At 70.3% G+C, this 12,139-nt stretch carries 10 protein-coding genes; 3 read left to right on the plus strand and 7 right to left on the minus strand.

Features of this window, described 5'->3' with window-relative positions:
* Positions 1-69: 69 nt before the first annotated feature.
* Positions 70-537 (minus strand): RDD family protein, encoded by a 468-nt coding sequence (locus ACFW2G_RS28310; RefSeq protein WP_037927116.1) that lies wholly within the window; start codon positions 535-537, stop codon positions 70-72.
* 184 nt (positions 538-721) lie between these two features.
* Between ACFW2G_RS28310 and glnA the strand changes: the two genes are divergently transcribed.
* Positions 722-2,131, plus strand: a complete 1,410-nt coding sequence (gene glnA / locus ACFW2G_RS28315; RefSeq protein WP_037927113.1) for a type I glutamate--ammonia ligase — start codon at positions 722-724, stop codon at positions 2,129-2,131.
* Positions 2,132-2,338: 207 nt separating this feature from the next.
* Positions 2,339-2,827, plus strand: coding sequence for a hypothetical protein (locus ACFW2G_RS28320; RefSeq protein ID WP_384585615.1), 489 nt, complete (start codon positions 2,339-2,341; stop codon positions 2,825-2,827).
* A 55-nt stretch (positions 2,828-2,882) separates the two neighbouring features.
* Here the strand turns inward: ACFW2G_RS28320 and ACFW2G_RS28325 are convergent, their stop codons facing one another.
* Complete coding sequence (locus ACFW2G_RS28325) at positions 2,883-3,536, minus strand: TetR family transcriptional regulator (RefSeq protein WP_052031208.1); 654 nt, start codon at positions 3,534-3,536, stop codon at positions 2,883-2,885.
* A gap of 86 nt (positions 3,537-3,622) precedes the next feature.
* On the opposite strand from ACFW2G_RS28325, the gene ACFW2G_RS28330 reads away from it, so the two are divergent.
* A complete protein-coding gene (locus ACFW2G_RS28330; RefSeq protein WP_037927110.1) occupies positions 3,623-4,393 on the plus strand; it encodes an SDR family NAD(P)-dependent oxidoreductase in 771 nt (256 codons plus the stop codon).
* A gap of 9 nt (positions 4,394-4,402) precedes the next feature.
* Here ACFW2G_RS28330 and ACFW2G_RS28335 read toward each other — a convergent pair whose 3' ends face one another.
* From ACFW2G_RS28335 to lpdA, 5 genes are all read right to left on the minus strand, one after another.
* Positions 4,403-4,921, minus strand: coding sequence for a DUF4240 domain-containing protein (locus tag ACFW2G_RS28335; RefSeq protein WP_037927107.1), 519 nt, complete (start codon positions 4,919-4,921; stop codon positions 4,403-4,405).
* A gap of 114 nt (positions 4,922-5,035) precedes the next feature.
* On the minus strand, positions 5,036-7,729 hold the full coding sequence (gene aceE / locus ACFW2G_RS28340; protein WP_384454659.1) for a pyruvate dehydrogenase (acetyl-transferring), homodimeric type: 2,694 nt from the start codon (positions 7,727-7,729) through the stop codon (positions 5,036-5,038).
* 222 nt (positions 7,730-7,951) lie between these two features.
* The gene (locus ACFW2G_RS28345; RefSeq protein WP_030654838.1) at positions 7,952-8,575 is read right to left on the minus strand and encodes a GntR family transcriptional regulator; all 624 of its coding nucleotides are present in this window, start codon (positions 8,573-8,575) and stop codon (positions 7,952-7,954) included.
* 134 nt (positions 8,576-8,709) lie between these two features.
* Positions 8,710-10,479, minus strand: coding sequence for a 2-oxoglutarate dehydrogenase, E2 component, dihydrolipoamide succinyltransferase (gene sucB / locus ACFW2G_RS28350; RefSeq protein WP_384581191.1), 1,770 nt, complete (start codon positions 10,477-10,479; stop codon positions 8,710-8,712).
* A gap of 54 nt (positions 10,480-10,533) precedes the next feature.
* On the minus strand, positions 10,534-11,922 hold the full coding sequence (gene lpdA, locus ACFW2G_RS28355; protein WP_037927102.1) for a dihydrolipoyl dehydrogenase: 1,389 nt from the start codon (positions 11,920-11,922) through the stop codon (positions 10,534-10,536).
* Positions 11,923-12,139: the final 217 nt, after the last annotated feature.

The raw sequence follows: 12,139 nt of genomic DNA on the forward strand, positions 1-12,139 counted from the left end.
CCCCCGAGCCGGGCCGCTCGGGGGCACCCCTGTGTCGGTCGTCGCTGTGCCTGCCGGCCTGCTGCCCGTCTAGATGCGGACCTGGACGGCGCGCGCGAGGCGGTCGTGGAGGCCGCGGCCGTCCCGGTCCCAGATCAGCGCCGGGATGACCAGGGCCAGCAGCAGCGTGCGCACGACCACCCGGCCGATGCCGAGGCGGGTGCCGTCCTCCGCGACGACGCGCAGGCCCAGAAGCCGCTTGCCGGGCGTGGAGCCCACGGTGCCGACCGTCAGGACGGCCAGGGCCACGAAGAGCCCGAGGGTCCAGTTGCCCGCGGCGCCCAGATTCCCGCCGGTGATCAGCCCGTACGCGATGAGCTGGCAGCCGATCCAGTCGAGGGACACGGCAGCCAACCGGCGCCCGAAGCGTGCCACCGAGCCGGGGCCCTGCTGTGGCAGGCCGAGCCGCTGGCCCGGATAGCCGAAGTCGACGCCCATCTCCTCGGCGGCCGTCTTGGGGCCGGAGAGCCAGGATCCGATTGCCTGTCTGTTGTCCACCCGACCACGGTACCGGTGGCGCCTCACGGCACTCCGGCCGGACCCTGGTTAACTTGTGCGAAACAAATGGGTCATGCTTGGGAAATCCCGTCTGCTTATGGTCGGGTCAGCGTGCGGCACCGCACTGACGCGCCACGAGCTATAAAACCCGTCCCTCCCCCGGGTCGGGAGTAGGAGGAGTTGGATGTTCCAGAACGCCGACGAAGTCAAGCAGTACATCGAGGAGAACGACGTCAAGTTCGTCGACGTCCGCTTCTGCGACCTGCCTGGTGTGATGCAGCACTTCACGATCCCGGCGCGGGCATTCGACCCGGCGGAGGAGCTCGCCTTCGACGGATCCTCGATCCGCGGCTTCCAGGCGATCCACGAGTCCGACATGGCCCTGCGCGCCGACATCACCACCGCGCGCCTGGACCCCTTCCGTCGCGACAAGACGCTGAACATCAACTTCTTCATCCACGACCCGATCACGGGTGAGGCCTACAGCCGCGACCCGCGCAACATCGCGAAGAAGGCCGAGGCGTACCTCGCCTCCACCGGCATCGCCGACACTGCGTTCTTCGGTCCCGAGGCCGAGTTCTACATCTTCGACAGCGTGCGCTTCGCGACCACCGCGAACGAGGGCTTCTACCACATCGACTCCGAGGCCGGCGCCTGGAACACCGGCTCCGAGGAGAACAACCGCGGCTACAAGGTCCGCTACAAGGGCGGCTATTTCCCGGTCGCCCCGGTCGACCACTTCGCGGACCTGCGCGCCGAGATCTCCCTGGAGCTGGACGCCCAGGGCCTCCAGGTCGAGCGCCAGCACCACGAGGTCGGCACCGGCGGCCAGGCCGAGATCAACTACAAGTTCAATACCCTGCTGGCCGCAGCCGACGACCTGATGCTCTTCAAGTACATCGTGAAGAACGTCGCCTGGAAGAACGGCAAGACCGCGACCTTCATGCCGAAGCCGATCTTCGGCGACAACGGCTCGGGCATGCACGTCCACCAGTCGCTGTGGGCCGGCGGCGAGCCGCTGTTCTACGACGAGGCCGGCTACGCGGGCCTGTCGGACACCGCCCGCTACTACATCGGCGGCATCCTCAAGCACGCCCCGTCGCTGCTCGCCTTCACCAACCCGACGGTGAACTCCTACCACCGCCTGGTGCCGGGCTTCGAGGCGCCGGTCAACATGGTGTACTCGCAGCGCAACCGCTCCGCCGCCATGCGCATCCCGATCACGGGCTCGAACCCGAAGGCCAAGCGCGTCGAGTTCCGCGCGCCGGACCCGTCCTCGAACCCGTACCTGGCCTTCTCGGCCCTGCTCCTCGCCGGCCTCGACGGCATCAAGAACAAGATCGAGCCGATGGAGCCGATCGACAAGGACCTCTACGAGCTCTCCCCGGACGAGCACGCGAACGTCCCGCAGGTCCCGACCAGCCTTGAGGACGTCCTCAAGGCCCTGGAGGAGGACCACGAGTACCTCCTGGCCGGCGGTGTCTTCACCCCCGACCTGATCGAGACCTGGATCGACTACAAGCGCACGCACGAGATCGCCCCGATCGCGCAGCGTCCGCACCCGCACGAGTTCGAGCTGTACTTCGACATCTAGAAATGCCTGATGGGAGGCCCCCCGCCACGCTCCACGGAGCGAGGCGGGGGGCCTTTCCGCTTTGACAGGTCGGCCGGGCGGAGTGAGGGTGGAAATGACCTAAAGGCCGGATAAGCGAGACATGTTCGGAGGTGCATGAGAATGCGCCGTAGGATCGTTGCGGCAGGCATGGCCGGAGCCGCAGGAATCGCCATAGGTCTGCTTCCCGTGGCCAGCGCTTCGGCCTCGGTCGTCGCAGGCAGCGGCGGCGGCGGAAACGGCGGCTACGACTGCTACCGGTACCCCTCGCACCGCTCCGACGCCCGGTGGGACTACTGCTGCAACCGCGACTGGCGTGACCGGCCCAGCTGGTGCTGGGACAACGCCGGCGTCGGTGGGGACCGCGGCTACTGGCGCGACAGCAACTGGCGCGACTCCGACTGGCGCCACAACAACTGGCACGACGACGCGAACTGGAACAACTCCGGCCGCGGCGGCAACGGCCACTGGAACGACTGGGGCAATGGCCGCGGTGGCGACGGCGGCGGGGACTGGGGCAACGGTCGCGGCGGCGACGGCGGCGGGGACTGGGGCAACGGTCGCGGCGGCAACGGCCACGGGAACGACTGGGGCGGTGGCCGTGGCGGTGACGGCGGCGGGGACTGGGGCGGTGGCCGTGGCGGTGACGGCGGCGGGAATTGGGGCGGCGGCCGCTGAGGCCGATCGGACCGCAGAGGCTGCGGGACCCGGGCGATGCCCCTGCTGCGCCGGCTCAGCGCAGCAGGGGCATCGCCCCGGTCAGGTCGCGCAGGCACAGGACCGCGAGCTCAGCCGGGGAACCGGGCCCCGAGACCGGGGCGTCCGTCGCCGACCACAGTTCCAACGCAACCCGGATCGCGTCCGTGGCCGCAGCCGCCAACAGCCGTACCTCCCGCAGCTCGGCGTCCGGCCCCGCCAGCCTGCCGATCACCGGTACCAGGCGTTCCTCGGAATCCTGGTTCACGCGGTACCAGACCGCGCGCAGCGCCTCGTCGTCCGCCGCCGCGCGCAGCAGGCCGCGGGTTACCTCCAGGCCCTCCCCGACCGCCTGCGGGCCGCTCAGCGAGCGCGTGACGGCGCGCTCCAGGGCCTCGGCGAGGGGTGTGCCCGGGTCCTCCTCCGCGAGCAGTGCGCGCCAGGCGTCGCCGCCGCCCGCCAGGAGCGGGGCCACGGCCTCCTGCTTGTTGCGGAAGTAGCGGTAGAAGGTGCGCAGGGCCACGCCGGCCCGGTGGGCGATGTCCTCGGCGGTGGTGCCGTCGGGGCCGTGTGCGGCGAACAGTTCGCAGGCGGCGCGGGCGATGTCGAGCTGCGTGGCGGCCTTGCGGCGCTCGGTCAGCGACAGCGCGCCGGGGCCGGCCTGGGGGGCGTACGGACGAGGGGATCTCACGAGGTGCAGCCTACCGTTCGCCTCCTGTCGTAAGGCATTTCCTGCCACTATGACAAAATGTGCCACTCCTTCGGTACGCTCACGCCATGAACCGTTACGAAGGACGTCGCGTCCTCATCACCGGCGGCGGCTCCGGCATCGGCCGCGCCACCGTCCACCGCCTCCTCGCCGAGGGTGGCCGGGTCCACGCAGTGGACGTCAGCGGGGCCGGACTGGAGGCCACCGCCGAACAAGCCGCCGCCGCGGGCCACGGGGACCGACTCACCACCGCGCTCCTCGACATATCCGACGAGAACGCCGTCAAGGAAGGTGTCGCCACCGCGACCGGCACCCTCGGCGGGATCGACGTACTCGTCAACGCGGCGGGCATCCTGCGCTCCGCGCACACCCACCGCACCACGCTCGACCTGTGGAACCAGGTGATCGCGGTCAACCTGACCGGCACCTTCCTGATGATCCGGGAGTCCCTGCCGGCCCTGCTGGCCGCCGACCGGCCGGTCGTCGTGAACTTCAGCTCCACCTCGGCGTCCTTCGCCCACCCCTACATGTCCGCCTACGCGGCCAGCAAGGGCGGCATCCAGTCCATGACGCACGCGCTCGCCGCCGAGTACAGCAAGCAGGGCCTGCGCTTCGTCAGCGTCGCGCCCGGATCCATCGAGAGCGGCATGACCACCGGCAGCGGCCCCGGCCTGCCCGAGGACACCGACTGGTCCCTCTTCGCCAAGCTGGCCCCGGCCATCGGCCAGGGCTTCGCCGGCCCCGAGACCGTCGCCGGGGTGGTCGCCATGCTGGGATCCGAGGACGGCGCCTTCATCACCGGAACCGAGATCCGCATCGACGGCGGCACACACTGCTGAACCGGGGCGTCAGCCTCTGAACCGGTCCCAGAGCCGGGGGAAGCGCTCCGCGAGCACGGCTTCGTTCTCGAAGTCCAGCGGGGCGCCCTCCGGCTCCGCCGCCTGCAACGCGATGCCCAGGTCCGGAGCCACCGCCCCGGTCAACTGCTCGTACGCCTCGTCGGCCGCGTACCCGAGCTCCTCGCCGTCCCCGTCGATCTCCTCGTCGAAGTCGCCGAGCAGCTCCGCCAGGTGGTCCGGATCGTGCACCCCGCCCTCGAAGACCTCCCGCCCCTGGCCGATCAGCCAGCAGCGGAAGTAGTCGAAGGCGTCGTCGCTCGCCCCGTCGAGCAGCACCCAGGCCGCGCCCCACAGGTCCCACGTGTACGCCCGGTTGTACCGGGACTCGAAGTGCCGGGCGAAGTCCAGGACGGAATCCGGATCGAGCTGTGCCAGCCGCTCCACGAGCAGCTCGGCATGCTCCTCGGGGTCGCCGTCGGCGGCCTCACGGGTACGGTCGACGATCTCCCAGAACTCCGTCTCGTCCATCACGGCTCCAGCATCACGGCTGCGCCCCGGCGCCGCCACCGCTCGTACGGCGAAAGGCCGGTGCCCGCCCCCTGCGGGGCGGGCACCGGCCCTTCTCGTCCGGATTCACACGGCTCAGAGGCCGTAGCGCTCCCGGGCCTCCTTGACGGCGGACGCCGGTACCTCGCCACGGCGGGCGAGCTGGGCCAGCGCGGCCACCACGATCGACGGGGCGTCGACACCGAAGTGGCGGCGGGCGCCCTCACGGGTGTCGGACAGCCCGAAGCCGTCCGTGCCCAGGGAGGTGTAGTCCTGCTCCACCCACTGGCTGATCTGGTCCGGGACCTGGCGCATCCAGTCGGAGACCGCGAGGACCGGGCCGGCTGCACCTTCCAGCGCGCGGGTGACGTACGGGGTGCGCACCTCGCCGCGCAGCAGCGCCTCGTCGCACTCCAGCGCGTCGCGGCGCAGCTCGCCCCAGGAGGTGGCGGACCAGACGTCGGCGGCCACGTTCCAGTCGGCGGCGAGCAGCTTCTGCGCCTCCAGGATCCAGTGGATTGCCGTGCCCGAGGCCATGAGCTGGATCTTCGGGGCATCGGCGGCCGGCGCGCCCTCCAGGTCGGAGGCCTGGTTGAAGCGGTAGAGGCCCTTGATGATGCCCTCTTCCACGCCCTCCGGCATGGCCGGCTGCACCTTCGGCTCGTTATAGACCGTGAGGTAGTAGAAGACGTTGGAGTCCTCGCCGGGCGTCGGCTCGCCGTACATGCGGCGCAGGCCGTCCTTGACGATCACCGCGATCTCGTACGCGAAGGCCGGGTCGTAGTTGAGCGACGCCGGGTTCGTGGACGCGATCAGGTGCGAGTGGCCGTCCGCGTGCTGGAGGCCCTCACCGGTCAGCGTGGTGCGGCCGGCGGTGGCGCCGACGATGAAGCCCTTGCCGAGCTGGTCGGCGAGCTGCCACATCTGGTCGGCGGTGCGCTGCCAGCCGAACATCGAGTAGAAGATGTAGAAGGGGATCATCGGCTCGCCGTGCGTCGCGTACGACGTGCAGGCGGCGATGAAGTCGGCCATGGCGCCGGCCTCGGTGATCCCCTCGTTGAGGATCTGGCCGTCCTTGGCTTCCTTGTAGTACATCAGCTGGTCGCGGTCGACCGGCTCGTAGGTCTGGCCCAGCGGGGAGTAGATGCCGGCCGACGGGAAGAGGGACTCCATACCGAAGGTGCGGGCCTCGTCGGGGACGATCGGCACCCAGCGCTTGCCGGTCTCCTTGTCCCGCATCAGGTCCTTGACGAGGCGGACGAAGGCCATGGTGGTGGCCATCTCCTGCTTGCCGGACCCCTTGAGGAGCGGGGCGAAGGAGCGGTCCGCCGGGGCGGGCAGGGCCACCGGGTGGACCTTGCGGGCCGGAGCCGGACCGCCGAGGGCCGCGCGCCGCTCGTTGAGGTAGCGCACCTCGGGGCTGTCCGCACCCGGGTGGCCGTACGGGACCGTGCCGTCGGCGAAGGCGCTGTCCGGGATCGGGAGTCCGAGCAGGTCGCGCATGCCCTTGAACTCGTCGATCGTCAGCTTCTTCATCTGGTGGTTCGCGTTCTTCGACTCGAACCCGGCACCCAGCGTGTAGCCCTTGACCGTCTGCGCCAGGATGACCGTCGGCGCGCCCTTGTGCTCCAGGGCGGCCTTGTACGCGGCGTAGACCTTGCGGGGCTCGTGGCCGCCGCGCGAGGTGTGGAAGCACTCGGAGATCTTCGCGTCGGAGAGCAGGCCGCCCAGGGCGGTGAGCTCGGCGTTGGCGCCGAAGAAGTGCTGGCGGATGTAGGCCACGTCGCGGGTCGCGTACGTCTGGAACTGCGCGTCGGGTACCTCGCGCAGGCGGCGTACCAGGGCGCCCGTGGTGTCGAGCTGGAACAGCTCGTCCCAGGCGGAGCCCCACAGGGTCTTGATGACGTTCCAGCCGGCGCCGCGGAACTGGGCCTCCAGCTCCTGGACCACGCGGAAGTTGGCGCGGACCGGACCGTCGAGGCGCTGCAGGTTGCAGTTGATGACGAAGGTCAGGTTGTCGAGCCGCTCGCGGGAGGCCAGGGCCAGGGCGGCGGTCGACTCGGGCTCGTCCATCTCGCCGTCGCCGAGGAAGGCCCAGACGTGCGAGTTGGCGGTGTCCTTGATGTTCCGGTTCTGCAGGTAGCGGTTGAAGCGCGCCTGGTAGATCGCGGAGAGCGGGCCGAGGCCCATGGAGACCGTGGGGAACTCCCACAGCCACGGCAGGCGCCGCGGGTGCGGGTAGGACGGCAGGCCGTCGCCGCCGGACTCCTGGCGGAAGTTGTCGAGCTGCTGCTCGGAGATGCGCCCGTCGAGGAAGGCGCGGGCGTAGATGCCGGGGGAGGCGTGGCCCTGGATGTAGAGCTGGTCGCCCGACCCGTCCGCCTCCTTGCCGCGGAAGAAGTGCTGGAAGCCGGTCTCGTACAGCCACGCGGCGGAGGCGAAGGTGGCGATGTGGCCGCCGACGCCGTACTTCGAACCGCGCGTCACCATGGCGGCCGCGTTCCAGCGGTTCCAGGCGGTGATCCGGGCTTCCATCTCCTCGTCGCCCGGGAATTCGGGCTCGGCGGAGGTGGGGATGGTGTTGACGTAGTCCGTCTCCAGCAGCTTCGGCAGGGCGAGGCCGGCGGCCTCGGCGTGCTGGAGCGTGCGGCGGAGCAGGTATTCGGCGCGGCGCGTACCGGCGGCCTTGGCGACGGCGTCGAGGGAGGCCGCCCATTCGGCGGTCTCCTCGGTGTCGCGGTCCGGGAGCTGGTCGAGCTCGCTCGGAAGCTTTCCTACGGGGTCGGACATCGCTGTGCGCCGCCTTCCGGACAAAGGAGAGGTGGTGAAGAAAATCCCTGACGGGGCAGGACAGGGTCGATGGACCTGGTTGAGGTCCGCGACGACTGTAAATCCCTGATCGATGATCGATCAAATAAAAGTGACAAAGAAACGTCGATCCGGGGAAAAGTCGGCACCGCGTGCCAGGAAAACGGGCACGCGGTGCCGGTCAAACAGGGGCGAAACGGTCGCTCAGGCCCTCGGCGCGCAGCCCAGGACGTGCCGCTTCACCAGGACACCGATGTCCGGATCCCGGCTGCGGAAGGCCTCGACGAGCGCCTCGTGCTCCTCCGCGTAGGACTTCTGGACGGTCCCGAGCCAGCGGATGGACAGCGCCGTGAACACCTCGATGCCCAGGCTCTCCCAGGTGTGCAGCAGCACGCTGTTCCCGGCGGCCCGCACCATCTCCCGGTGGAAGCCCACCGTGTGCCGCACCTGCGCCGTGCCGTCCGAACTGCGGTCGGCCTCCCACAGGGCCGCGACGTGCGGCTCCAGCGCCGAGCAGTCCGCTGCCAGTCGCGGGGCCGCCAGCTCGGCCGCGATCTGCTCCAGACCGGCCCGGACCGGGTAGATCTCCTCCAGGTCGGCGGCGGAGAGGTTCCGTACGCGCACGCCCTTGTTCGGCGCGGACTCGATCAGCCGGAGCGTCTCCAGCTCGCGCAGGGCCTCCCGCACGGGGGTCTGGCTGACCTCCAGCTCCACGGCGATGCGCCGTTCCACGATCCGCTCACCGGGCTTCCAGCGCCCGCTGACGATCCCCTCCACGATGTGCTCGCGGATCTGCTCGCGCAGCGAGTGCACGACGGGTGGGGTGATCATCGGGGCTTCATCTCCTGATGGGTGAGCAGGGTCGTTGCGGGGCCTGATGGGTAGACAATACGGCGGCGCCCCCGCCCGGGAGTATCCCGGACGGGGGCGCCGACAGTGAGGCTGGTTACAAGCCGTTCGGCTCAGAGGCCGAGCTCGACCTCGAACTCGCCGGCCTCGAGGATCGCCTTGACCGCGGTGAGGTACCGGGCCGCGTCCGCGCCGTCCACCAGACGGTGGTCGTAGGACAGGGTCAGGTACGTCATGTCGCGGATGCCGATGTTGGTGCCCTCGGCGGTCTCGATGACCACCGGGCGCTTGACCGTGGCACCGATGCCCAGGATGGCGACCTGGTTCGGCGGCACGATGACCGTGTCGAACAGCGCACCGCGCGAACCGGTGTTGCTGATGGTGAAGGTCGCGCCCGACAGCTCGTCCGGCGTGATCTTGTTGCCGCGGACCTTGGCGGCCAGGTCGGCGGTCGCCTTGGAGATGCCGGCCAGGTTGAGGTCGCCCGCACCCTTGATGACCGGGGTCATCAGGCCCTTCTCGGAGTCCACGGCGATGCCGATGTTCTCCGAGTCGAAGTAGGTGATGGTGCCTTCGTCCTCGTTGATCCGGGCGTTGACGACCGCGTGGGCCTTCAGCGCCTGGGCGGCGGCCTTGACGAAGAACGGCATCGGGGACAGCTTGACGCCCTCGCGGGCGAGGAAGCCGGCCTTGGCCTTCTCGCGCAGCTTCATGATCTTGGTGATGTCCACCTCGACCACGGAGCTGAGCTGAGCCTGCGAGTGCAGGGCCTTCATCATGTTGTCGCCGATGACCTTGCGCATGCGGGTCATCTTGACGGTCTGACCGCGCAGCTCGGAGACCGCGGCGGCCGGGGCCTTGGCGGCCGGAGCGGCGGCCGGGGCCGGCGCGGCGGCAGCGGCCTTGGCGGCCTCGGCGGCGGCCAGGACGTCCTGCTTGCGGATGCGTCCGCCGACACCCGTGCCCGAGACGGCGGACAGGTCCACGCCGGACTCCGAGGCGAGCTTGCGCACCAGCGGGGTCACGTACGCGCCCTCGTCGCCGGCGGACGCCGGGGCAGCGGCCGGAGCCGGGGTCACCGGAGCCGGGGCGGCCACCGGGGCGGCGGGCTGGACCGGAGCCGGAGCGGCGGCCGGGGCGGGCTGGACCGGAGCCGGAGCGGCAGCCGGAGCCGGAGCGGCAGCCGGGGCCGGAGCGGCGGCCGGGGCCGCGGGGGCCTCGGCGGCGGGGGCCGGGGCTGCGGCCGGAGCCGGAGCGGCCGGGGCGGCACCGGCGACGCCGATGACGGCCAGACGCGCGCCGACCTCGGCGGTCTCGTCCTCGCCGACCAGGATCTCCAGCAGGGTGCCGGAGACCGGCGCGGGGATCTCGGTGTCGACCTTGTCCGTGGACACCTCCAGCAGCGGCTCGTCGGCCTCGACCGACTCGCCGACGGCCTTCAGCCAGCGGGTGACGGTGCCCTCGGTGACGGACTCGCCCAGGGCGGGCAGCACGACATCGGTGCCGGAGGCGGCAGGGGCTTCGGCAGCGGGGGCCTCGGCGGCCGGAGCCGGGGCCGCGGGGGCCTCGGCAGCGGGGGCCGGAGCGGCCGCGGGGGCCTCGGCGGCGGCCGGCTCGGCAGCCGGGGCGGCCGCCGAGGCGCCGGAACCGTCGTCGATGACGGCCAGCTCGGCGCCGACCTCGACGGTCTCGTCCTCGGCGACCTTGATGGAGGCCAGGATGCCGGCGACGGGCGACGGGATCTCGGTGTCGACCTTGTCGGTCGAGACCTCGAGCAGCGGCTCGTCGGCCTCGACGCGCTCGCCCTCGGCCTTCAGCCAGCGGGTGACAGTGCCCTCAGTGACGCTCTCGCCGAGCGCCGGAAGGGTTACGGAAACCGACATGGTTTCTGTTGCTCCTTACGAAAGTGCGGAAGTGGTCGTCGCGCCCGGGACGAACTAGTCGTGCGAGTGAAGCGGCTTGCCGGCCAGGGCCAGGTGGGCCTCGCCGAGCGCCTCGTTCTGGGTCGGGTGCGCGTGGATGAGCTGCGCGACCTCGGCCGGCAGGGCTTCCCAGTTGTAGATCAGCTGGGCCTCGCCGACCTGCTCGCCCATCCGGTCACCGACCATGTGGACGCCGACCACGGCACCGTCCTTGACCTGGACGAGCTTGATCTCGCCCGCGGTCTTCAGGATCTTGCTCTTGCCGTTGCCCGCCAGGTTGTACTTGAGGGCCACGACCTTGTCCGCGCCGTAGATCTCCTTGGCCTTGGCCTCGGTGATGCCGACGGAAGCGACCTCGGGGTGGCAGTAGGTGACGCGCGGGACACCGTCGTAGTCGATCGGGACGGTCTTGAGACCGGCCAGACGCTCCGCGACCAGGATGCCCTCGGCGAAGCCGACGTGCGCGAGCTGGAGGGTCGGGACGAGGTCGCCCACGGCCGAGATCGTCGGCACGTTGGTCTGCATGTACTCGTCGACCAGGACGTAGCCGCGGTCCATCGCGACGCCCTGCTCCTCGTAGCCCAGGCCCTGCGAGACCGGGCCGCGGCCGACGGCGACCAGCAGCACCTCGGCCTCGAAGGTCTTGCCGTCGGCCAGCGTCACGCGGACGCCGTTCTCGGTGTACTCGGCCTTGTCGAAGAAGGTGCCGAGGTTGAACTTGATGCCGCGCTTGCGGAAGGCGCGCTCCAGCAGCTTGGAGCTGTTCTCGTCCTCGACCGGCACGAGGTGCTTCAGGCCCTCGATGACGGTGATCTCGGACCCGAAGGACTTCCACGCCGAGGCGAACTCGACGCCGATGACGCCGCCGCCCAGGACGATCGCGGACTCGGGCACGCGGTCCAGGACGAGCGCGTGGTCCGAGGAGATGATGCGGTTGCCGTCGATGTTCAGGCCCGGCAGGGACTTCGGCACGGAGCCGGTCGCCAGCAGGATGTGGCGGCCCTGGATGCGCTGGCCGTTCACGTCGACGGAGGTCGGCGAGGAAAGGCGGCCCTCACCCTCGATGTACGTCACCTTGCGGGAGGCGACCAGGCCCTGCAGGCCCTTGTACAGACCCGAGATGACCTCGTCCTTGTACTTCTGCACCCCCGCGATGTCGATGCCCTCGAAGGTGGCCTTCACGCCGAACTGGGCGGCTTCGCGCGCCTGGTCCGCGATCTCACCCGCGTGCAGCAGAGCCTTCGTGGGGATGCAGCCGTTGTGCAGGCAGGTGCCGCCGAGCTTGTTCTTCTCGATCAGGGCAACGTCCAGACCCAGCTGGGATGCGCGCAGCGCCGCGGCGTAACCGCCACTGCCACCGCCGAGGATCACTAGGTCGAAAACGGTGCTGGCGTCGTTCGCCACGTCACGTCCTCCATGCATGTGCGCCGGGCACCGGTCCTCTGTGACCGGGCGGCGGCTGGTAATCGGCCGCTGTTTCTTCGGCCCTGTGGTGGGGGCCCTGTCCTGCCGAGAACCCATCTTCGCATTTGTCGGGGGAACGCGGGACGCCGGGCCCACGTTGTGAGAGGGCGTTCTCTCCGAAGTGAGGGTTACCGCGGCGTAGGAACCTACGGATTTC

The organism is Streptomyces sp. NPDC058880 (assembly GCF_042742535.1).
Taxonomy (GTDB): Bacteria; Actinomycetota; Actinomycetes; order Streptomycetales; family Streptomycetaceae; genus Streptomyces.